Raw genomic sequence first — 21,265 nt, forward strand, 5'->3', positions numbered from 1 at the left:
AAGATCGACCCTGCCCCGGTAGGTCGGATCTTCCACTTCGTTGATCCGCCCGGCAGCGCCTGTGCATACCGAGACTGCGATATCCGCGCGACCTGACGTCCAGCCTGACAAACTGCGATGGAAGATGGACCCTGTCCGGACGGGGTCGATCTTCCAGCGAGAACCGACGCCGAGTACTCGCGAGTAACCGATCGTTAGGATGCATGCATGTCCCTGCTGCAGATCGTCTCCATCGTCCTGACCCTCGGGATCACCCTGGTCGGGGTCGCTATGGTCGCCCGCGCCGTCCCGCAGATCATGTCCGGCTTCAAGCTCGGGCGCCCCGAGAACCGCGGTGACGCCAAGGGCAGGCGCACGGCGACGATGCTGCGGGAGATCTTCGGGCACACCCGGATGTCGCGTCTGCCGATCGTCGCGATCGCGCACTGGGTCACGATGATCTCGTTCATCATGCTGTCGCTGGCGGTGCTCCAGTCCTACTTCCAGGTCTGGGACCCCACCTTCATGCTGCCGCTGCTCGGGTCGTTCTTCCTGTGGGGCTGGGCGAACGAATTCCTCGGCTGGGCCGGACTGCTCGGCATCCTGTGGTTGATCTGGAACCGCCGAAAGAACCACCCGGGACGCTCCGCCGGACACGACGGCCGCAAGTCCCGCTTCTTCGGCTCGACCTTCTGGCAGGCCTACTTCGTCGAGCTGGTCATCGCGATCGAGATCATCTGCGTGGTCACGCTGCGCGGCCTGGAGTACGCCCTGGACAAGACCGGCTCGGGCGAGCACGCCGACGTCCTGCACTTCCCGCTGACGTTCTGGTTCGGCGAGTGGTTCACGAACATGGGCCGCGAGGGAATCAAGCAGTTCATCGTGGTGATCTCGGTGATCAAGATCGTCACTGCGATGGTCTGGCTGATCACGATCTGCCGCAACCTGACGATGGGTGTCGCCTGGCACCGCTTCCTGGCGTTCTTCAACATCTTCTTCAAGCGCCACCCCGACGGCCGCACCTCGCTCGGCGCACTGGAGCCGATGAAGGTCGACGGCAAGCCGGTCACCCTGGAGTCGTTGGAGGAGATGGACGAGGACACCACATTCGGTGTCGGCAAGGTCGAGGACTTCACCTGGAAGGGCCTGCTCGACTTCTCCACCTGCACCGAGTGCGGACGTTGCCAGAGCCAGTGCCCCGCCTGGAACACCGAGAAACCGCTGTCGCCCAAGCTGCTGATGATGACGTTGCGCGACAACGCCGCTCACCGTGCACCGTTCATGAAGGCCGGCGTCTCCGGTGGCGACAACAGGGAGAACGGGGAGAACGCCCCCGACGTCCTGGGCGCGACGCTGATCGGCGACACCGGGTACGACATCGACAGCCCGCTCATGGCGTACAACCCGCACGGTCCGGACGCGGTCATCGACCAGGACGTGCTGTGGAGTTGCACCACCTGCGGCGCCTGCGTCGAACAGTGCCCGGTCGACATCGAGCACGTCGACCACATCGTCGACATGCGCCGCTACCAGACCCTGATCGAGTCGGCCTTCCCGAGCGAGCTCGGTGGCCTGTTCAAGAACATGGAGAGCAAGGGCAACCCGTGGGGCATGTCCGCGCGGGCCCGCCTCGACTGGGCCAAGGACCTCCCCTTCGAGGTCAAGGTCTTCGGCCAGGACGTCGAGTCGCTGTCCGAGGTCGATTACCTGTTCTGGGTCGGTTGCGCCGGTGCATACGAGGACCGCGCGAAGAAGACCACCCGCGCGGTGGCCGAACTGCTCGACCTGGCCGGGGTCGACTTCGCCGTCCTCGGTGACGGCGAAACCTGTACCGGCGACTCCGCCCGCCGCGCCGGCAACGAGATGCTCTTCCAGGCTCTGGCCCAGCAGAACGTCGAGACCCTCAACGGGGCCGGCGCGAGCAAGATCATCGTCACCTGCGCACACTGTTTCAACACGATCAAGAACGAGTACCCGCAGGTGGGTGGCGAGTACGAGGTGCTGCACCACACCCAGTTGCTCAACCGCCTCGTGCGCGAGAAGAAGCTGACCCCGGTGACCCGTCCCGGCGAGACGCCGTCGTCCGTGGGCGCTGCGTCCACCGGTAAGTCCGTCACCTACCACGACCCGTGCTACCTGGGCCGTCACAACAACGTGTACGCCCCGCCGCGTGAACTGATCGGTTCGCTGCCCGGCGTCGAGTACCGCGAGATGGAGCGCAGCGGCGAGAAGTCGTTCTGCTGCGGCGCCGGCGGTGCGCGCATGTGGATGGAGGAGAAACTGGGTTCGCGGATCAACCTCAACCGCACCCAGGAGGCCGTCGCGACCGGCGCCGACCGCATCGCCATCGGCTGCCCGTTCTGCCGCGTGATGCTCACCGACGGTCTGACCGCCGAGCAGTCCGAGGGCAACGCCCGCGAGGACGTCGAGGTCGTCGACGTGGCGAACATGCTGCTGGCCGCGGTGAAGTCCGGCGACTGACGGACAGCTGAAGGATCGAGGGTCACTCCGTTCGGGGTGGCCCTCGGTCTTTTCTGCTGTCCACAGCCCGGTCGGTGCCGCTGCTGTGTTCACAGGCTTGCGCGGACGCGTGGTGCCGGCGGTGGTGCCTTACCTACCGTCCGGCCCATGAGTGATGCGGACGAGATCAGAGCGGTAGCGCGTCAGGCGTCCACCGTCGCAGGCGAGATTCGACGCGCGGCCTGGCGCATCGGCACCGCAGACGCGGTCGAGTGGCGCAGCGCCGGGGCCGTCCAGTACCGAAAACGGTTGCACGAGAAGGCCGGTCGATTGAACAACCTTGCCCGGGAGGTGGACGGCATGGCTGGCGCACTGCACCGGTACGCGACGGCGGTCGAGGTCGGCCAGGCGGCGCTGACCGATGCAGCGATGGACGCCGTCGGTGCGTTCCACGATGCGGCCAAGGGCGTCGGTCGGGCGATCGCAGAGACGAGTCGGCCGCTCACGAGCGGGTTCGGGCTGCGCCGATGAGCCGGCAGCCCGGGGCACCGGAGCGCACCGGCGGAGCACATTCGACGGTCGCCGACCTGACCGCCATGCGCGTCACCGCGGGTGTGCTCGAAACAGAGGGGAATGCCGTTCGCCGGGCGGGGGGCGACCTCGTCTCGGCCCTGCTCGACCTGCCGGCGGCCGCTGTGCCGTTCGCTCCACTGCAAGCGGCCGGCATCGCTGCCGATGAACTACGCCTCGTGCATCACCCGAACGGCATTCTGGCCACCGGTGTCGACCTCGAACTGACCGCTCGAGCGCTTCGCGGAGCGGCTGTTGCGTACGCCGTCCGCGATGCGTCCGTGGCGGCGAGTCTGCGCTCGTTCAAAGTGATCATGGCGGCACCGCGGGTCGCTCTGACGCTGTACGGCACGGTGCAGGTCAGCCTCGCCGCGTCCGTTCCTCTCCCCCGGAAATGGGACTGGGCACGCGACGCAGCGATGCCGCCGTGCGCGCGCAACATCAACCCCCTGGCCGGCGTGGTGGGTTGCACGACAGCGGCGTTGATCGCGAATCCAGAACTGACCGACGCCACGCTGCTCACCGCACAGCAACTCCTGTTCGTCGTCGATCCGATGACTGCTCCGACCCTGGAGGCGCAGGCGGCCGCCGTCGTCCGATACGCCAGGGCGGGACGGCTGCTGAAGGACGACCGTCCGTTGACCGTGACACCGGTCGCGCCGCATGAACGAACGCATTTGGCGCCGCCGCGGGACGCTGCACAGGTGATCAGCAGCATCGACCGGTTGGAGACCACCTGCGCCAGTGCCGGCAACACGGCCTCGCGCATCCGGGTCCGACAGGTCACGACCGCCGACGGTGTCAGCGCGTGGATCGTCGAGGTGCCGGGTACCCAGGACTGGTCGGCCGATCGACCGCGCAACCCCAGCGACGCCGCGGCGAACCTGCTTGCGGTCGCCGGCATGCCGAGTTCGCTGTACCCGGCGATCGAGAAGGCACTGCGGACGTCGATGGCGAAGAAGGGGGTGACGCCGGGCAGCCAGCCGGTGCTCATCGCCGGGCACAGCCAGGGCGGGATCGTTGCGACGCGGCTGGCTCAGGACCGTCGGTTCCGACAGACCTTCCGGGTCACCCATGTGGTCACTGCCGGTTCACCGGTGTCGCGGATCGCGCTGCCGGCGAGCGTGAAGTCGCTGGACTTCGCGCATGGCGCCGATCCGGTGCCGCGCCTGGACACCCAGGGTCCGCCCGACCGGATGAACCGGTACGGACTCACCGGCGACCCGGCTCGGCGAGTGGGCGACGAGACGGACCCGATCGCGGTTCACGGGGCCACGCGTTACGCCGATTCGGCGGCCCACTGGGCACCGGCGAACAGCACCGACCCGAATGTGCGCGACTTCTACGACAGTCCGTTCTTCCACGGCACCACCGGCACCGTCGACGACTACCACTTGCAACGACCGGGGCCGCCCGACGTGGTTGCCACGCCCAGCTACACACCGGCGAACCGATGAACCCGATCAGGTTGCGACGCCTTCGAACTGGGATGCGTACAGGTCGCTGTAGACCCCGCCCAGTGCCAACAGTCGCTCGTGGTCCCCCGTCTCGACGATGCGTCCTCGGTCCATCACCAGGATCACGTCGGCGTCCCGGATCGTCGACAGACGGTGGGCGATCACGAAGCTGGTGCGGTTCGCGCGCAGGGCCGCCATGGCGTGCTGCACGAGCACCTCGGTGCGGGTGTCGACCGATGAGGTGGCCTCGTCCAGGATCAGCAGTGCCGGATCGGCGACGAACGCCCGGGCGATCGTGATCAGCTGTCGCTCACCGGTGGAGACATTGGTGCCGTCCTCGTCGACCACGGTGTCGTAGCCGTCGGGCAGGGAGTGCACGAACCGGTCGACGAAGGTGGCTCGCGCCGCTTCGAGCACGTCCGCCTCGGTCGCGTTCGGGTTGCCGTAGGCGATGTTCTCGCCGATGGTGCCGTGGAACAGCCAGGTGTCCTGCAGCACCATCCCGATCCGTGAGCGCAGGTCGGTACGCGGGACGTCGCGGATATCCCTGCCGTCCAGCGTGATTCGTCCGGAGTCGATGTCGTAGAAACGCATCAGCAGGTTGACCAAAGTGGTCTTTCCGGCGCCGGTGGGTCCGACGATCGCGACCGTCTGACCGGGCTCCACCTCGAGGTCGAGGTGCTCGATGAGAGGCTCCTCGCCGTAGGAGAACGAGACGTCCTCGAAGGTCACCTTTCCCCGCGCCGGCGACAGTCGGCCGGCGGCGTCGGCGGGCTCCTCGGGGGCGTCCAGCACTTCGAACACCCGCTCCGCGGAAGCGACACCCGACTGCAACAGGTTGACCATCGACGCGAGTTGGGTGATCGGTTGGGTGAACTGCCGGGAGTACTGGATGAACGCGGTGACCTGACCGAGCGACATCCCGCCGTTCGCCACCTGCACCCCACCGAGCACACAGACGATGACGTACTGCAGGTTGCCGACGAACATCATGATCGGCATGACCAGTCCGCTGACGAACTGTGCCCGCCAGCTGACGTTCGTGAGTTCGTCGTTCTTAGCCCTGAACGCCGCCTGCACCTGCGGGCCGCGTCCGAAGACCTTCACCAGATCGTGTGCGGAGAACGTCTCCTCGATCTGGGCGTTGAGCTCGCCGGTGTGCTGCCACTGCTGCACGAACAGCCCCTGCGACTTCTTCATCACCTTGGCGGTCACGACCATCACGACCGGCACCGCGAGCACGGCGACGATCGTCAGCCACCACGAGATCGACACCATCATCACGACGACGCCGATCACGGTGAGGCCGTTGAACAACAGCTGACTGATCGACTGTTGCATCGACTGTCCGACGTTGTCGATGTCGTTGGTGACCCGCGACAACATCTCACCCCGTGGCTGGCCGTCCAGGTATGCCAGCGGCAGACGGTTGACCTTGGCCTCGACGTCGTCGCGCAGCCGCTGGACGGTGCGCTGGACGACCTTCGCCAGCAGGAACCCCTGCACCAGTTGGGCGACCGCGGCGACCACGTACAGACCGACGACGATCGCGAGGATGCGTCCGACCTCGTCGAAGTCGACCGAGCGGCGACCGATCACACCGTCGTAGATCTCATCGACGGCCGCACCGAGCACACGCGGCGCGATCACCGACAGCACCACCGCGACGACGGTGAGTGCGAGCACCAGGATGAGCGTGAGGCGGTGCGGACGCAGCCGGCCCAGCAGCCGCTTGGACGAACCCTTGAAGTTCATCGTCTTCTCGGCCATACCGATGCCCATCGACGGGCCGTGGCCGCGGCGCATGGGCGACTTGGTGGTCCGGGTGCTCATGCCGCGTCCTCGATCCGCTGCGAGGCGCAGATCTCCTGGTACTCGGTACAGTCACGCAACAACTCCTCGTGACGTCCGTGCCCGACCACTCGGCCGTCCTCCAGCACGATGATCTGATCCGCATCCCGGATGGTCGAAACCCGTTGGGCGACAAGGAAGACCGTGCTGTTTCGGACGTACGGCGCGAGCGCGGTTCGAAGGGCGCGGTCGGTGCGCAGGTCGAGCGCGGAGAAGCTGTCGTCGAACAGGTAGATGTTGGCCCGGCTGACCAGGGCGCGCGCGATGCACAGCCGCTGCCGTTGGCCGCCGGAGAAGTTGGTGCCGCCCTGGCTGACCGGTGCGTCGAGCCCGCCGTCGAGTTCCTGCACGAAGTCGGCCGCCTGCGCGATGCGCAGCGCTTCCCACAGTTGCTCGTCGGACGCGTCCGGGTCGCCGTAACGAAGGTTGGACGCGACGGTGCCGGTGAACAGGTACGCTTTCTGCGGGACGATGCCGATGCGTCCCCACAGCAGTTGCGGGTCGAGCTCCCGCACGTCGACGTCGTCCACCAGCACCTCACCCGAGGTCGCGTCGAACAACCGGGCGATCAGTGACAGCAGCGTCGTCTTGCCCGATCCGGTCGCGCCGATGATCGCGATCGTCTGGCCGGGAGTGCCGCGCACCGAAACGTCCTGCAGCACAGGGACATCCGCACCGGGGTAGGACATCGAGACGTCACGCAACTCGACCACACCACGGCCATCGTCCGGTGTCCGCGGGTTCGCCGGCGGCACCACCGACGGCTCCGTGTCGAGCACCTCCACGATGCGCTCGGCCGACACCGACGCACGCGGGATCATCATGAACATGAAGGTGGCCATCATGACCGCCATCAGAATCTGCATCAGGTAGGTCATGTAGGCCGTCAGGGCACCGATCTGCAGGGACCCGTCGCCGACCTGATGACCACCGAACCACCACACCGCGGTGGTCGACAGGTTCATCACCAGGAACACAACGGGGAACAGCGCCGACATCAGCCGCCCGGTGCGGATCAGCAACCCGGTGAGGTCTTCGTTGGCCTCGGTGAAGCGTTGCTGCTCGAAGCGCTCACGGGTGAACGCACGGATCACCCGGACGCCGGACAGGTGCTCGCGCAGGATCCGGTTGACGCCGTCGAGCTTGACCTGCACCTGCCGGAAGCCGGGCACGAGTTGCCGGATGATCAACGAGATCGTGACGCCGAGGACGATCACCGCGACCACGATGAGCCAGGACAACGACACTGATTCCTGCAACGCCATCACCACGCCGCCGATCATCATGATCGGCGCGGCGATCATCAGCGTGGCGCCCATCAGCACCACCATCTGCACCTGCTGGACGTCGTTGGTGCCCCGAGTGATGAGGGTGGGCGCCCCGAAACGGTTCACCTCACGAGCCGAGAACTCACCGACCCGCGCGAACAACGAACCCCGGGTGTCGCGCCCGTAGAACATCGCCAGCTTCGCTGCGACATAGGCCGCCCCGATGGCGGCGAACACCTGTACCAACGACACCAGCAGCATCCAGCCGCCCGTACGCCAGATGTATCCGGTGTCGCCGACGGTGACCCCCTTGTCAATGACGTCGGCGTTGAGCGAAGGCAGGTACAGCGAGGCCGCGACGCTCAGCAACTGCAGCAGGACGAGGGCGCCGGTCAGGCGCGGATACCGCTTCAGGTGAGCGGTGACGAGACGGGAGAGCACCCGCCTACTCTGTCAGGCCAACCCCTCGGCCTGCAGGAAGGTTTTCGCGACAGCCTTCGCGCTCTTCTTGTCGACGACGACCTGCTTCAGCATCTCGGCCAGCTTGTCGGTGGTGAGCTTGGCCGAGACCGCGTTGAGGGCCACCTGCATCTTGGGCGTGGCTGCGGACTTGGCCACCAGCGGCACGACCTGGTCGGCGCCGAACAGCTTCTTGTCGTCCTGGAGCACGACGAAGTTGTTGACCTTGATGGACGGGTCGGTGGAGAAGATGTTGCCTGCCTGCGCCTGGTTGTTCTTCAGCGCCTCCACGACAGCGGCCGAGGCGAGCGGGCGGAACGACTTCGGGGTCAGGTTGTAGGTGCGCTTCAGCCCCAGCAGTCCCTGCTCACGGCCCTGGAACTCCGAGGGCGCGGCGATCGTGATCTCGTTCGCGTGCTTGGCCAGATCGGAGATGGTCTTCAGTTGCCATTTGTCGGCGGTGGCCTTGGTGACCACCATCTCGTTGGAGTCCTCGGCACGGGAGGGCTGCAACGCGAGTTGGTTGCATGGCAACGAGGTCAGCAGAGCGGCGTACACCTCCTGCGGGTCCTTCTCCTTGGAGTTCTCGTCGACGAAGGTCAATAACGAGCCGGTGTACTCCGGCACCACCTGCACCGAACCGTCCTCGAGCGCCTTGAGGTAGGCCTCACGCGCACCGATCGGGTCGGTGGTAGAAGCGCGAATCCCCTTGGCCTGCAGGGCCCCCGCGTACACCTCGGCGATCAGCGAGGACTCGGGGAAGTCGGCCGAACCGACCTTGACCGGTGCCTCCTTGGGCTTCTCGACCTTGCAGTCACCACCGCCGGAACCGGAGTCGAGCGCGTCACCGGACAGCCCACACCCCGACAGCGAGAGGACGAGGGCGGCGCTCAGCGCGGCGCGTCGGCGGAACGTACGTGTGGTCATCGGGCACTCCCTGTGGCTTCGAGGGCCTTGCGTTGCGAACGGGCCGATCGTCGTCCGGAGCGGCCGGTGAGACCGGGCGAGACGACCGTGCGCTGGATCAGCGCGAAGAGCAGGTCGACGGCGAGGGCGAGCAGTGCGACCAGCAACGATCCGCCGACCATCACCTCGTACTTGCTCTGCGCCAGGCCGTCGATGAGGTAGCGGCCGAGGCCGCCGAGCGAGACCGCAGCAGCGATGGTCGCGGTGGCAATCACCTGCAAAGTGGCGCTGCGCAGACCGGAGAAGATCAACGGAAGCGCGTTCGGCAGTTCGACCCGGGTGAAGACCTGCCCGCCGGTCATACCCATGCCCTTGGCGGCGTCCCGGGCCGCAGGATCGACCTCACTGACGCCGGCGTACGCGCCGGCGACGATCGGGGGGATGGCGAGGATGACCAGGACGACGATCGACGGGGCGGTGTAGGCGAGGTCGCCGCTCAGGCGCGGGCCGGCGAACATGGCGGCCACGAACAGCAGACCCAGGGACGGGACCGCACGGGCTGCGTTCGCGGCCGTGACCAGCCACTTCCCCTTGCCGGTGTGGGCGATCCAGGTGCCGAGCGGAATGGCGATCGCAGCAGCGATCAACACGGTGATGAGGCTGTAGATGACGTGTTCCTGCAACCGCATCGGGATGCCATTGGGCCCTGACCAGTTGACGCCGTCGGTCAACCACTGCCAGACCTTCTCCAGAATCATCGCGTCACCACCCGTTGCCAGGGAGTGAGCAGCCGGGCGATCAACTGGATCACTGCGTCGAAGACGAGCGCGAGCACCAGGCAGGCGACGATCCCGACGAAGATCTCGTCCCAGTACTGACGCTGGTAGCCGTTGGTGAGGTAGTACCCGAGTTGGGGTACGCCGATCAGCGAGGCCACGCTGACGATGCTGACATTGCTGACCGCCGCGACCCGCATGCCGGAGGAGATGACCGGCGTCGCCAGCGGCAGGTCGACCTTGAACAGTCGCTTGAGCCGCGTCATCCCCATGGCCGTCGCCGCCTGTGTCACCGTCGACGGGACGGCGTCGAGCGCGTCGGTGACGGTGCGGACGAGCAGTGCAACGGTGTAGATCGTCATCGCGGCGATGACATTCCACGCGGACAGGATCTTGGTGCCCAGAATGATCGGCATCACGATGAACAGTGCCAGGGACGGGATCGTGTACAGCAGACCGGACCCGGCCACCATCACATTGCGCCAGCGCGGACGGCTGTGCGCGAGCCAACCGAGCGGCAGTGCGATCAGGAGTCCGAGCACGAGCGGAATCCCGGCGAGCAGCGTGTGCTGCCACGCCCGATGCAGGATGTCGGACCAGTTGTCGAGGGCGTAGTTCACGTGCGGCCGTTCGCGTGTTCCGGCGCGACGTCGTCCCGGTCGACCTCGACACGATCGGTTTCCTCGATCGCGCGCAGCACCTCGTAGGCGCGGACGGTGCCGACCAGACGTCCGTCGTCGTCGACGATGATGCCGCGGCGAGACGGCGAGGACAGTGCGGCGTCCAGACTGGTGCGCAGCGGGCCGCCCGAGCGGGCGACGGTGCCACCACGGTGCAGCATGGAGGGTTCGATGGCGCTCTGAATACGCGCCGGTTCGATCCACCCCTGCGGTTTGCCGTCTTCGACCACGAGCAGCCAGCGGTCGTTCGTCGCGGCACGTGCCTGCTCGACGGTGGCACCGAGTTCGACGGTGGGTTCGCTCATCAGTGGGAACCGCGGGGAGTTCTGGAAGCTGAGTGACCGGTACCCGCGGTCGCGTCCCACGAAGTCCGCGACGAAATCGTCGATCGGGTGGGCGAGCAGGTACTCCGGCGAAGCCATCTGGGCGAGTTTGCCGCCCACGCGCATCACGGCGACGTTGTCGCCGAGCTTCATCGCCTCGTCGATGTCGTGGGTCACGAAGACGATCGTCTTGTCGAGTTCGTCCTGCAGCCGAAGGAACTCGTCCTGCAGCTGGTCGCGGACCATCGGGTCGACGGCACTGAACGGTTCGTCCATCAGCATCACCGGCGGATCAGCGGCCAGCGCCCGGGCCACGCCGACGCGCTGCTGCTGCCCACCGGACAGCTGCGACGGATACCGGTCGGCGAAATCGCCTGGCAGACCGACGAGTTCGAGCACCTCGCGGCTACGATTGCGAATCTTCTGCTTGTCCCAGCCGAGTAGTTTCGGCACGGTGCCGACGTTCTCCAGCACCGTCTGATGCGGGAACAGTCCGCCGTGCTGAATGACGTACCCGATGCCGCGGCGAAGTTCGGGAGCGGCGACGTCGGTGATGTTGCGGTCGTCGATCGTGATCGTGCCCGAGGTGGGTTCGATCATTCGATTGATCATGCGCAGCGTGGTCGTCTTGCCGCAGCCGGACGGGCCGACGAGGCAGGTGATCTTGCCCGTGGGGGCTTCCAGGTCAAGGTGGTCGACGGCGATGTTCTTGTCGCCGAACGACTTCACCACCTGCTCGAAGCGGATCATTCAGCCAACCTAACCGCTGTGGCCACGTTCGGGAACTGTTGCGCGCCTACGCATTCCTGGGCTGGTCGCCGCCGTCGCCCACCAGGTAGTGGTGCAGGAAAGAAGCGACCTCGCGGTGCCAGCCGGCCGGCCGGAACATCAGCGTGTGCCAGTCGGGCACGCTGCGGTACGTCGCGCTGCCGCCGCCGATGCGGATGCGGCGGACCAGGTCTGCGGACGCGTCCGGGTCGGTGACGTTGTCGAGGCGTCCGTGCACGACCATTACGGGAGTGCCGAGGAAACGCTTCTCGTCATACCCGTCGGCCAACCACGGTGCCAGGCCGATGACCGCCCGGACGTCCGCCTCGTCCACGAGTTCGAACGCGGTGCGGCCGCCCATCGAGTGACCGACGACCGCGACCGGAAGGTCGGGATAGAGCTGTCCGATACGCATGAGTGCCCATCGCGCATCGGCGACCGGGGACATCACCCGATCGTTCCAGCCTCCGACGGCATTGAGGAGCCGGACGACTGCCAGGTCTGGTCGACGGCGGGCGATCCCGGCTGCGGCCACCCGCACCGGCAGCGGTGATGGGTCGAACGTGCTGCGCGCCTCGACCCCCTCCACGTCGCCGCCGTGCAGCATCAGCACGACGCCCCGGGGCTCGGTCGCACGTCGGTCGGGAAGGATCAGCCTCGGCCTGGCGCGACCGAGACCCGGGCCGATCTCCCGTCGCTCCACCTAGACCTGCGTGCGGTGGAAGTTTTTGTACGACCGGCTGGCCGTCGGTCCACGCTGACCCTGGTAGTGCGAGCCGTATTTCTCACTGCCATAAGGATTTTCGGCCGGGCTCGACAGCTGGAAGAAGCACAACTGACCGATCTTCATCCCGGGCCACAGCTTGATCGGCAGAGTCGCGACGTTGCTGAGTTCGAGAGTCACGTGGCCACTGAACCCCGGGTCGACGAAGCCGGCGGTGGCGTGTGTGAGCAGACCGAGACGCCCCAGGCTCGACTTGCCCTCGACACGGGCGGCGACATCGTCGGGCAGCGTGATCGTCTCGAAGGTGGAGCCGAGAACGAACTCACCGGGGTGCAACACGAAGGGCTCGTCCGGCTCGGACTCGACCAGCCGGGTCAGCTCGTCCTGCTCCTCGCTGGGGTCGATGTAGGGGTACTTGTGGTTGTCGAACAACCGGAAGAACTTGTCGAGCCGGATGTCGACGCTGGACGGCTGCACCATCCCTGTGTCCCACGGGTCGAGGACGACGCGGCCGGCGTCGATCTGGGCCAGGATGTCGCGATCGGAAAGGAGCACGCGCCCAACTTACCCAACACGCGGAATCAAGGGATCGCGACGACGGTCGACCAGGTGCGAACCACAGACGAGCGCCGCGATCGAGACCGAGCTACCTGAGCGACCGAGGCATTCGACAACTGCATCAGGAAACGACAAATCCCGTTGCCCTGCAACGGGATCGATGTCGAGAGCGAGTGACGAGAATCGAACTCGCGTATTCAGCTTGGGAAGCTGATGTTCTACCATTGAACTACACTCGCGGGTCGTGCTCGAAGGATTCTAGCCCCTTCCACCTGCGCCGCTGAGGGAGGATTCGGCCATGACCTCACCCGTGACCTCGATCGACCTCAACGCCGACCTCGGTGAGTCCTTCGGCCGGTGGACTCTCGGCGACGACAAGGCGATGCTCGGTGTCATCACCTCCGCGAACATCGCCTGCGGTTTCCATGCCGGCGACCCGGCCACCTTGCTGCGCACCTGTCAGCAGGCCGTCGACGCAGATGTTGTGATCGGCGCACAGGTGGGATACCGCGACCTCGCCGGATTCGGGCGCAGGTTCATCGACATCGCTGCGGCCGAACTGATGGCCGACGTGCTGTTCCAGATCGGCGCCCTGGACGGCCTGGCGCGGTCGGTCGGCGGACGGGTCGCCTATGTGAAGCCGCATGGAGCCCTCTACAACGCGGTCGTCCACGACGAAGCACAAGCACGGGCCGTCGTGGACGCGGTTGCGACATACCGCAATTGCGAGCAGACGAGCCTGCCGATCATGGGGCTGCCGGGGTCGGTGGTGCTGCGCATCGCGGAGGGCGAAGGTCTGCGGGCGGTCACCGAGACGTTCGCCGACCGCGCGTACACCCCGCAGGGGACTCTCGTTCCCCGCTCCCAGCCGGGGGCTGTCCTGCATGATCCGGAAGAGATCGCGGAGCGTGTCGTCCGGATGGCCACCCGGGGGCGGGTGACCGCGAACGACGGCACGGAGATCAGCGTCACCGCCGAGTCGGTCTGCGTGCACGGCGACTCCCCCGGTGCGGTCGAGATCGCGACCCGGGTGCGCGCAGCCCTCACCGAGGCCGGTGTCGACCTGCGCCCGTTCGTCCGATGATCCGGCTCCTGCCGTGCGGCGACCGCGCGATCCTGGTCGATCTCGACGACGACCGCGAGCGCCGCGACTTCGATGCAGCACTTCGCGCCGAGATCGCCGCCGGCCGGTTGGCCGACGAGATCATCGAGCATGTTTCGGCGGCGCGGACGGTGTTGGTTCGCCTGCGTGACCCCCGACATCGCGGCTCGGTCGAGACTGCGCTGCACAGCCTCGAAGTCGGTGCCGCTTGCGTCGAAGACCAGTCATCGGGCGAAGTAACCGTGCCGGTCCACTACGACGGTGCGGACCTACAAGCACTCGCCCATCAGCTCGGGGTCAGGCCCACCGAACTCGTCGAGTGGCACACCGCAACTCCCTGGCTGGTCGACTTCACCGGATTCGCACCGGGATTCGGTTATCTCGTGCGCGAGCCAGTGGGCTCGCCGCTGGACGATGTCGAGATCCCGCGGCTCGACTCACCTCGTACGCGTATCCCCGCCGGCGCAGTGGCCCTCGCCGGACGGTGGAGTGCGGTGTACCCGAGCGCGTCCCCGGGCGGCTGGCAACTGATCGGGGGCACCGACCTGCCGATCTGGGACGTGGACCGCGATCCGCCCGGGCTGTTCCGAGCGGGCGTCCGAGTGCGCTTCGAGGTGATGCCGTGACCTTGATCGTCGAGTCCGTCGGTGCGCAGGCCACCGTCCAGGACCTCGGTCGTCCCGGATACGCCGACGTCGGCGTACCGACCGGCGGCGCCGCAGACCGAGGAGCACTCACTCTGGCCAACCGGCTGGTCGGCAATCCGGACGGAGCCTGTGGACTCGAACTCCTGATGGGCAACGCCGTCCTGCTCGCCGAGCAGCCGGTCGTCGTCGCCGTCACCGGTGCACCCGCTTGCGTCAGCTCTGACGATCGCGCGATGCCGTTCGGCGAAGCCTTCCTGCTGCAGGAGGGCGATCGCCTGCGAATCGGTACGCCGGTCGCGGGGTTACGCACCTACGTCGGCGTCCGAGGCGGCATCGACGAACCCCGAACACTCGGCAGTCGCAGCACCTCACCGACTGCGAACATCGGACCGGAACCACTCCAATCCGGCCGCCGATTGCCGGTCGCAGATGCGCCCGACTCGATTGTGCCGGAACCCTTCCCGGGTCAGTACGCCTGGACGAATCCGGTGACCGTCCGCGTCCTGCTCGGTCCACGGGACGACTGGTTCACCGACGACGCAGTGCGCATTCTGCTGCAGCAAAAGTGGACGACCAGCAGCGATCTCGATCGGGTGGGCGTCCGCCTGGAAGGACCGCCGCTCGAGCGCAGCCGCTGCGGTGAACTCGCCAGCGAGGGCATGGTGCGCGGCGCGATCCAGGTGCCTCCGAACGGTCAGCCCGTCGTCTTTCTCGCCGACCACCCGACCACCGGCGGCTACCCGGTCATCGCGGTCGTGACGGACGCCGACACCGACCGGCTCGCTCAACTGCGCCCCGGCGACACCGTCCGCTTCACCCTCTGAAAGTCCGCAGAACCGACGGGTCGACCCGCGCGTCCTGCGGACAGCCGACGTCCGAGTGTCGGCAGACATGGCGAGCTGACGCGCGTCCTGCGGACTTTCGGGTCAGGGGTGGGCGCGCAGGGTTGCCACGGCGTCCACGGCTAGGACGTAGCCGTGCGCGCCGAGTCCGGCGATGACACCGTCCGCCACCGCCGACACGTAGGAGTGGTGTCGGAAGGACTCTCGCTGGTGGATGTTCGACAGGTGCACCTCGACCACCGGGCAGGTGACGATCTCCAGGGCGTCCCTGATCGCGACCGAGGTGTGCGTGTACGCGGCAGGGTTGATGACGATGCCCGCCGCCGACGTCCGCGACTGCTGGATCCAGTCGACGAGTTCGCCCTCGTGGTTGCTCTGCCGGAAGTCGACGTCCAGGCCGTGTTCACCGGCACGCTCACGGACGGACGCCTCGATGTCGGCGAGGGTCGTGGTGCCGTACTGCTGCGGGTCGCGCTGACCGAGCAGGTTGAGGTTGGGCCCGTTGAGCACCAGCAGGACGTCACTCATGGCACGAGACTAGACCGAGTGGACGGCGCCGTCACCGACGACGCCAGGGTCCTTGATCGGCGGGACGATGCCGTTGACCTGCAGGGAGATCCGACGCTCCAGGGCGAGCGCCGACCAGGCCATCGCCGCACAGCCGACCAGCAACACGACGATGTACTGGACGTTCCAGTGGTGCCGCAGCAGGAACCCGGCCGCGACCGGCCCGGCGACTGCGCCTGCCTGAAAGGCGCCGGAAGAAATCGCGTTGAACCGGCCGCGCAGGTGGTCGGGAGCGAGGTCGTTGGTGATCGCGGGGACGGTCGGCTGCAGCAGTGTCTCGCCGAACCCGAAGACGAAATGGAAGGCGATGACCGCGAAGACGGCGTACGCCGAGGCGGGTAGCAGTCCGGACGAACCGAGCAACGTCCAGGCGCACGCCCAGACCACGGCCATGACCAGCAGGACACGCGTGCGTCGGTGTCCGGCGATGCGCCGTAGCACGAGCATCTGCGCCACGACGATCACCACGGTGTTCACCGCGAACGCCCAGCCGATGACGCGGGTGCTGACCTCACCGACCTCACGGGAGTACGCGCTGAACCCCGCTTCGATCTGGCCGTAGCCGACGAAGCTGCCGAGGAAGGTGAGCAGCAACAGCCACTTCATCGCCGGTGTGCGGACGATGGACAGGTACGAGGTGCGCCCGCCGGCGGTCTCCTGCGTCGGCTCGACCTGGGTGCGCACGTGCCGAAGTGGTCCGAGCAGCAGACCGATCGGGATCAGCATCGCGAGCGCGTCGAGCACGTAGATGGTGGTGAACGTCGAGGGTCGATGGACGTCGATGAACGCCCCGGAGATCAGCCCACCGACCCCGATACCCAGGTTGACCAACGCGAAGCTGATCCCGAAATAGGTCTGCCGCGCCGGCCCGCTGACGATCGCCGCGATGAGCGAGTTGAACGCCGGCCAGGTGATGCCCGAGATGCCGATCAACGACATCGCGAGGAAGAAGAACGGCACGGTGTGCGCAAACGCCAGCACGAACAGGCCGGCCATGTTGCAGGCCGAGCCGAAGACCGACACGACGCGGGCGCCGAAGCGGTCGGTCGCCCAGCCGCCCGGCCCGGTGGCCACCACCCCGATGACCGCGATCCACGCCATCAGGGTGCCCGCGAGGTCGAGACTGACGCCCTTGATCTCGTGCAGATAGATGATCGTGAACGGCAAAGTGAGACCGCGGCCGAGCAGTTGGATCGCCGTCGTCGACAGCAACCATTTCCCCTCGCGCGGCAGGTCGCGCCAGAAAGCGCGCAAGTCGGTGTGCCCGGTGTTGACGGTGCTGCTCACCGAGGAATGGTCGCAGCACCGCTGCTTCGAAAGCGAATCGTTTTATGCGCGCTTCGGAGATCTACGTTCGAGGGCCCGATCGATACGGCAGTAGATCGCCGCGATGAGAGCGCCGATCGCCAGGATCGCCGCGAGAGTGACTGCCACCCGGGCGTATCCGAGAGTCGAGACGTCGGTGAAGTCGTACGGGTAGGCGTCGATCACCCGTCCGCGCAACAGCGTCCACACGATCCAGATCAACGGGACGACCAACGCCCACGGCAGCAGCCGGAAGCTCAACCAACCGCGCGGGCCGTAGGTCGCCCAGACGCCGACGGCGAGAACACCGACCACGAGGTGCTGCAGCGGGCTGGTGATCACCGACCAGCCCTGCCAAGTGTCGTTCGCCGCGAGCATCGCCCAGTAGACGATGGTCGTGATCGTGATCATCAGCAGCGCGTCCAGCAGCAACACCCGGTGCAGCAACGAGTCGACCCCGGGCCGCAGCGCGAGCAGCGTGAAGGCAACCGCGACAACGACATTCGACCAGACGGTGAAGTAGCTGAAGGTGTCGCCGATCCGGCCGGGCGCTCCGGCGATTCCGGACGTGTGCGTGCCGAACAGGTTGCCTTCGACCACCGTGCGCGCGGCGAAACCGTCCGCGGCCGAGACGATCGCGACGAGCAGCACCGACAACCAGGAGACGATCGCCACCACCGCATGAGCGCGACGAACAGACAGGGATGAGGCCATGAACGGCAATGCTAGGCCGGATCTCACCTGAAGTTCGGGATCAAACTGATCCTCACCGTGCTGGAGGAGAACCCCGCGAGGCGCAGATCAGGCGCGAGCACCGGTTGGCGCGCCGGAACGCGATCCTGGCGTCCCGGGTCTGAAGCGGATCGGCCACCCACCCCATTCGCGGGCGGGTGGCCGATCGGTGACCAGTGGGTGGCTCAGGCCTGGTAGGTGCCGTGGATGAAGCCGCGGCCGATCGCCTTGAAAGCCAGGTTGAACGAGCAGACCGCCGGGGACGCGTCCGCGTCGATGCCCAGCGACTCCTCGCCCACCGCGTGGACGGCGAAGTAGTAGCGGTGCGGGAAGACGTCGCCCTCAGGCGGTGCCGCCCCGGCGTACGCGACGGTGCCGCCGTCGTTCTTCAGCATGAATGCCGCGCCGGGCAGCGACGCGCCCTCCGCGCCGGCGCCCGTGTCGAGCGAGGTGACGTCGGCGGGCACATCGACGAGCACCCAGTGCCAGTAGCCGGACGGCGTCGGGGCGTCCGGGTCGAAGCAGGTGACGACGTACGACTTGGTGCCCTCAGGGGCTCCGGACCAGGACAGCTGCGGCGAGGTGTCGCCCTGCGCCTGCACCTGGTCGGCCTTGAGCGGCTGACCGTCGGTCACGTCGTCGCTGCGGACCTCGAAGGAGGGCAGCGCGGGAAGGAAGTCGTAGGGGTTCGGGGGCTGCTTGCGCTCGAGGGAACTCATGTCCCCCACTGTGCCCCACGCACCCGCCCCGACGCCGAGTGGCCGGGCTATGAATTGGTGGCCGGGCCATACCCCGGACGCTCGTTCACAGCCCGGCCACTCGGCGCGCCGGGCTCGCGGCAGTCGGCACAGCGGCCGAGCAACGCAGCGTGTCCGGCGTCGAGCGTGAAGCCGAGTTCACGCTCGGCGCGAGCGCTGAGCTCGGCGAGCCAATCGACCGGGACGTCGAACATCCGCTGACAGCCGGCGCACTGCAGGTGCGAGTGGCTGTGGCCGGAGACCGCCAGGTGGTAGATCGTCGCCGAGTCGGGCACGTGGGTGTGCGCGATGACTCCGAGGTCGACGAGCGACTGCAGACAGCGATAGATCGTGGCGCGGTGGACGCCGGGATGCCGTTCCGCGACGCGTCCGGCGATGGCGTCCGCGTCCAGGTGCGGCCGGTCGGCGAGCGCCTCCAGGACCGCGCGCCGGGCCGTTGTGATGCGTTCGCCCTGAGCTCGCACGGCCGCGACCGCGGCGTCGACCTGAGTAGCGGGTTGCGACTGCATGAGCCCATGGTGTCAGCCGCCGTGCGGGACACACCAGGAATTCACCGGACCCCGGTTGTCATTCGTTACTGGCGGGTAGCACAATGACATTACTGCCCAGTAACTGGCGCGATGGCAAGCGCTGCGCTTGAACAGGAGCCACACGTTGACGCACTACAAAAGTAACGTCCGCGACATCGAGTTCAACCTCTTCGAGGTGCTCGGTCGCGATGAGGTGCTCGGCACCGGACCGTATGCCGACCTCGACGCCGACACCGCCCGCGAGATGATCAAGGAGGTCGCTCGCCTGGCCGAGACCGACCTGGCCTCGTCGTTCGTGGACGCCGACCGCAACCCGCCGGTCTACGACCCGGAGACCAAGTCGGTCACCATGCCCGAGTCGTTCGCCAAGAGCTACAAGACCTACCAGGACTCCGGTTTCTGGAGCGTCGACGTGAACGAGGACCTGGGCGGCACCGTCGCTCCGCCGAGCCTGAAGTGGGCGTTGAACGAGATGGTGCTGGGATCGAACCCCGCCATCGCGATGTTCGCCGCCGGCTACGCCTTCGGCAAGCTGTTGTACCTGCTCGGTACCGACGAGCAGAAGAAGCTCGCCGCTCACATCGTCGAAAAGGGCTGGCACTGCACGATGGTGCTCACCGAGCCGGACGCCGGTTCGGACGTCGGTGCCGGGCGCGCCAAGGCCGTGCAGCAGGACGACGGCACCTGGCACATCACCGGCGTGAAGCGCTTCATCACCTCCGGCGAGTCCGACATGACCGACAACGTCATCCACTTCGTGCTCGCGCGCCCCGAGGGTCACGGCCCGGGCACCAAGGGACTGTCGCTGTTCATCGTCCCGAAGTACCAGGTCGACCTGGAGACCGGTGAGCTCGGCGAGCGCAACGGCGTCTACACGACCAACGTCGAGAAGAAGATGGGCCTGAAGGTGTCGACCACCTGCGAGCTCACCTTCGGCGACGGCGCACCCGCCGTCGGCACCCTGCTGGGCGACGAGCACGACGGCATCGCGCAGATGTTCCGTGTCATCGAGCACGCGCGAATGCTGGTGGGCACCAAGGCGATCGCCACCTTGTCGACCGGCTACCTCAACGCGCTCGATTACGCCAAGCAGCGTGTCCAGGGCGCCGACATGACCACGCCGCAGAAGGACGCCCCACGCGTCACCATCACCCACCACCCCGACGTCCGCCGCTCGCTGATGCTTCAGAAGGCGTACGCGGAGGGTCTGCGGGCGCTGGTGCTGTTCACCGCGACCCAGCAGGACATCGTCGACCAGGAGTTCCTGGCCACCGGCAGCGAGATCCCGGCGGACGGTACCCCGGCGCAGATGGCCGCGCGTCTCAACGACCTGCTGCTGCCGATCGTCAAGGGTGTCGGTTCGGAGCGTGCGTGGGTGCTGCTGGGCACCGAATCGCTGCAGACGTTCGGCGGCTCGGGCTTCCTGCAGGAGTACCCGATCGAGCAGTACATCCGCGATGCGAAGATCGACACGCTGTACGAGGGCACGACGGCCATCCAGGGTCAGGACTTCCTGTTCCGCAAGATCCTCAAGGACCAGTTCGTCGCTCTCGGCGCGCTGGCCGAGCAGATGCTGCAGACCGCCAAGGGCGGCGCGGGCGACGACAAGCTGCGCGGTGAGCGTGACCACCTCGGCAAGGCGATCGAGGACGTCCAGGGCATGGTCGAGAACCTCGCCATGACCGCGATGGGTTCGATGAGTGAGGACGGCGACCCGAAGTCGATTTACAAGGTCGGCCTCAACACCACCCGCTTCTTGCTCGCTGCCGGTGACCTCGTCATCGGCTGGCTGCTGCTGCGCCAGGCCGAGGTCGCACAGGCCCGTCTGGACGCCGGGGACGCCGGCAAGGACGAGGCGTTCTACACGGGCAAGGTGGCGGCGGCGAAGTTCTTCGCGGCCAACGTGCTGCCACGTCTGAGCGCGGAGAAGGCCATGCTGGAAGCAACCGACCTGTCGCTGATGGAACTGCCGGAAGAAGCGTTCTGAGCCCGATCGCATGCCG

20 protein-coding genes and 1 tRNA gene are annotated in these 21,265 nt (G+C 67.0%); 7 read left to right on the forward strand and 14 right to left on the reverse strand.

Annotation, left to right across the window (positions count from 1 at the left end):
• The first annotated feature begins 207 nt into the window (after positions 1-207).
• From EU513_RS02610 to EU513_RS02620, 3 genes are all read left to right on the forward strand, one after another.
• Positions 208-2,460, forward strand: a complete 2,253-nt coding sequence (locus EU513_RS02610; RefSeq protein ID WP_129624304.1) for a (Fe-S)-binding protein — start codon at positions 208-210, stop codon at positions 2,458-2,460.
• A 147-nt stretch (positions 2,461-2,607) separates the two neighbouring features.
• Entirely contained in the window at positions 2,608-2,970 is a 363-nt protein-coding gene (locus tag EU513_RS02615) for a hypothetical protein (RefSeq protein ID WP_129624306.1), read from the forward strand.
• The gene (locus EU513_RS02620; protein ID WP_129624308.1) at positions 2,967-4,466 is read left to right on the forward strand and encodes a hypothetical protein; all 1,500 of its coding nucleotides are present in this window, start codon (positions 2,967-2,969) and stop codon (positions 4,464-4,466) included. Before EU513_RS02615 ends, EU513_RS02620 begins: the two co-directional genes overlap by 4 nt.
• 6 nt (positions 4,467-4,472) lie before the next feature.
• Here EU513_RS02620 and EU513_RS02625 read toward each other — a convergent pair whose 3' ends face one another.
• The 9 genes from EU513_RS02625 to EU513_RS02665 form a co-directional block, all read right to left on the reverse strand.
• Complete coding sequence (locus tag EU513_RS02625) at positions 4,473-6,299, reverse strand: ABC transporter ATP-binding protein (protein ID WP_129624310.1); 1,827 nt, start codon at positions 6,297-6,299, stop codon at positions 4,473-4,475.
• Entirely contained in the window at positions 6,296-8,026 is a 1,731-nt protein-coding gene (locus EU513_RS02630; protein WP_129624312.1) for an ABC transporter ATP-binding protein, read from the reverse strand. The genes EU513_RS02625 and EU513_RS02630 overlap by 4 nt, the downstream gene beginning before the upstream one ends.
• A 12-nt stretch (positions 8,027-8,038) precedes the next feature.
• Positions 8,039-8,971, reverse strand: coding sequence for an ABC transporter substrate-binding protein (locus EU513_RS02635; RefSeq protein WP_129624314.1), 933 nt, complete (start codon positions 8,969-8,971; stop codon positions 8,039-8,041).
• Positions 8,968-9,708 (reverse strand): ABC transporter permease, encoded by a 741-nt coding sequence (locus tag EU513_RS02640; protein ID WP_168990112.1) that lies wholly within the window; start codon positions 9,706-9,708, stop codon positions 8,968-8,970. The genes EU513_RS02635 and EU513_RS02640 overlap by 4 nt, the downstream gene beginning before the upstream one ends.
• Positions 9,705-10,346 carry an ABC transporter permease gene (locus EU513_RS02645; protein ID WP_129624316.1) on the reverse strand — a complete coding sequence of 214 codons (642 nt, stop codon included), beginning with the start codon at positions 10,344-10,346 and terminating at the stop codon, positions 9,705-9,707. Before EU513_RS02645 ends, EU513_RS02640 begins: the two co-directional genes overlap by 4 nt.
• Positions 10,343-11,479, reverse strand: coding sequence for an ATP-binding cassette domain-containing protein (locus EU513_RS02650; protein WP_129624317.1), 1,137 nt, complete (start codon positions 11,477-11,479; stop codon positions 10,343-10,345). Before EU513_RS02650 ends, EU513_RS02645 begins: the two co-directional genes overlap by 4 nt.
• 46 nt (positions 11,480-11,525) lie before the next feature.
• The gene (locus EU513_RS02655; RefSeq protein WP_129624319.1) at positions 11,526-12,200 is read right to left on the reverse strand and encodes an alpha/beta hydrolase; all 675 of its coding nucleotides are present in this window, start codon (positions 12,198-12,200) and stop codon (positions 11,526-11,528) included.
• Positions 12,201-12,776: a dCTP deaminase gene (gene dcd / locus EU513_RS02660; protein ID WP_129624321.1), complete on the reverse strand. Its 576-nt coding sequence runs from the start codon at positions 12,774-12,776 to the stop codon at positions 12,201-12,203.
• A 171-nt stretch (positions 12,777-12,947) separates the two neighbouring features.
• Positions 12,948-13,018, reverse strand: a tRNA-Gly gene (locus EU513_RS02665).
• A 59-nt stretch (positions 13,019-13,077) separates the two neighbouring features.
• On the opposite strand from EU513_RS02665, the gene EU513_RS02670 reads away from it, so the two are divergent.
• The 3 genes from EU513_RS02670 to EU513_RS02680 are packed head-to-tail and all read left to right on the forward strand — an operon-like array spanning position 13,078 to position 15,352.
• Positions 13,078-13,863: a LamB/YcsF family protein gene (locus EU513_RS02670; protein ID WP_240795891.1), complete on the forward strand. Its 786-nt coding sequence runs from the start codon at positions 13,078-13,080 to the stop codon at positions 13,861-13,863.
• The gene (locus EU513_RS02675; protein ID WP_205744644.1) at positions 13,860-14,507 is read left to right on the forward strand and encodes an allophanate hydrolase subunit 1; all 648 of its coding nucleotides are present in this window, start codon (positions 13,860-13,862) and stop codon (positions 14,505-14,507) included. Before EU513_RS02670 ends, EU513_RS02675 begins: the two co-directional genes overlap by 4 nt.
• A complete protein-coding gene (locus tag EU513_RS02680) occupies positions 14,504-15,352 on the forward strand; it encodes a biotin-dependent carboxyltransferase family protein (protein ID WP_129624322.1) in 849 nt (282 codons plus the stop codon). The genes EU513_RS02675 and EU513_RS02680 overlap by 4 nt, the downstream gene beginning before the upstream one ends.
• Before the next feature lie 102 nt (positions 15,353-15,454).
• On the opposite strand, the gene aroQ is transcribed toward EU513_RS02680, so the two are convergent.
• The 5 genes from aroQ to EU513_RS02705 form a co-directional block, all read right to left on the reverse strand.
• Positions 15,455-15,898 carry a type II 3-dehydroquinate dehydratase gene (aroQ, locus tag EU513_RS02685; RefSeq protein WP_129624324.1) on the reverse strand — a complete coding sequence of 148 codons (444 nt, stop codon included), beginning with the start codon at positions 15,896-15,898 and terminating at the stop codon, positions 15,455-15,457.
• A gap of 9 nt (positions 15,899-15,907) precedes the next feature.
• Positions 15,908-17,224 (reverse strand): MFS transporter, encoded by a 1,317-nt coding sequence (locus tag EU513_RS02690; protein WP_129624326.1) that lies wholly within the window; start codon positions 17,222-17,224, stop codon positions 15,908-15,910.
• 42 nt (positions 17,225-17,266) lie between these two features.
• Positions 17,267-17,956, reverse strand: coding sequence for a Pr6Pr family membrane protein (locus EU513_RS02695; RefSeq protein ID WP_129624328.1), 690 nt, complete (start codon positions 17,954-17,956; stop codon positions 17,267-17,269).
• A 203-nt stretch (positions 17,957-18,159) separates the two neighbouring features.
• Positions 18,160-18,693: a YbhB/YbcL family Raf kinase inhibitor-like protein gene (locus tag EU513_RS02700; RefSeq protein WP_129624329.1), complete on the reverse strand. Its 534-nt coding sequence runs from the start codon at positions 18,691-18,693 to the stop codon at positions 18,160-18,162.
• A gap of 47 nt (positions 18,694-18,740) precedes the next feature.
• On the reverse strand, positions 18,741-19,241 hold the full coding sequence (locus EU513_RS02705; RefSeq protein ID WP_129624331.1) for a Fur family transcriptional regulator: 501 nt from the start codon (positions 19,239-19,241) through the stop codon (positions 18,741-18,743).
• Between the two features lie 145 nt (positions 19,242-19,386).
• Between EU513_RS02705 and EU513_RS02710 the strand changes: the two genes are divergently transcribed.
• Positions 19,387-21,249, forward strand: a complete 1,863-nt coding sequence (locus EU513_RS02710; RefSeq protein ID WP_129624333.1) for an acyl-CoA dehydrogenase — start codon at positions 19,387-19,389, stop codon at positions 21,247-21,249.
• Positions 21,250-21,265: the final 16 nt, after the last annotated feature.

The sequence above is a fragment of the Yimella sp. RIT 621 genome, from assembly GCF_004146205.1.
Lineage (GTDB): Bacteria > Actinomycetota > Actinomycetes > Actinomycetales > Dermatophilaceae > Yimella > Yimella lutea.

Excerpts from the sequence above, each read along its gene's own strand:
- EU513_RS02610 (WP_129624304.1), top strand. The coding sequence starts at position 208 with ATGTCCCTGCTGCAGATCGTCTCCATCGTCCTGACCCTCGGGATCACC.
- EU513_RS02615 (WP_129624306.1), top strand. The coding sequence starts at position 2,608 with ATGAGTGATGCGGACGAGATCAGAGCGGTAGCGCGTCAGGCGTCCACC.
- EU513_RS02620 (WP_129624308.1), top strand. The coding sequence starts at position 2,967 with ATGAGCCGGCAGCCCGGGGCACCGGAGCGCACCGGCGGAGCACATTCG.
- EU513_RS02625 (WP_129624310.1), bottom strand. The coding sequence starts at position 6,299 with ATGAGCACCCGGACCACCAAGTCGCCCATGCGCCGCGGCCACGGCCCG.
- EU513_RS02635 (WP_129624314.1), bottom strand. The coding sequence starts at position 8,971 with ATGACCACACGTACGTTCCGCCGACGCGCCGCGCTGAGCGCCGCCCTC.
- EU513_RS02640 (WP_168990112.1), bottom strand. The coding sequence starts at position 9,708 with ATGATTCTGGAGAAGGTCTGGCAGTGGTTGACCGACGGCGTCAACTGG.
- EU513_RS02650 (WP_129624317.1), bottom strand. The coding sequence starts at position 11,479 with ATGATCCGCTTCGAGCAGGTGGTGAAGTCGTTCGGCGACAAGAACATC.
- EU513_RS02670 (WP_240795891.1), top strand. The coding sequence starts at position 13,078 with ATGACCTCACCCGTGACCTCGATCGACCTCAACGCCGACCTCGGTGAG.
- EU513_RS02675 (WP_205744644.1), top strand. The coding sequence starts at position 13,860 with ATGATCCGGCTCCTGCCGTGCGGCGACCGCGCGATCCTGGTCGATCTC.
- aroQ (WP_129624324.1), bottom strand. The coding sequence starts at position 15,898 with ATGAGTGACGTCCTGCTGGTGCTCAACGGGCCCAACCTCAACCTGCTC.
- EU513_RS02695 (WP_129624328.1), bottom strand. The coding sequence starts at position 17,956 with ATGGCCTCATCCCTGTCTGTTCGTCGCGCTCATGCGGTGGTGGCGATC.
- EU513_RS02700 (WP_129624329.1), bottom strand. The coding sequence starts at position 18,693 with ATGAGTTCCCTCGAGCGCAAGCAGCCCCCGAACCCCTACGACTTCCTT.
- EU513_RS02705 (WP_129624331.1), bottom strand. The coding sequence starts at position 19,241 with ATGCAGTCGCAACCCGCTACTCAGGTCGACGCCGCGGTCGCGGCCGTG.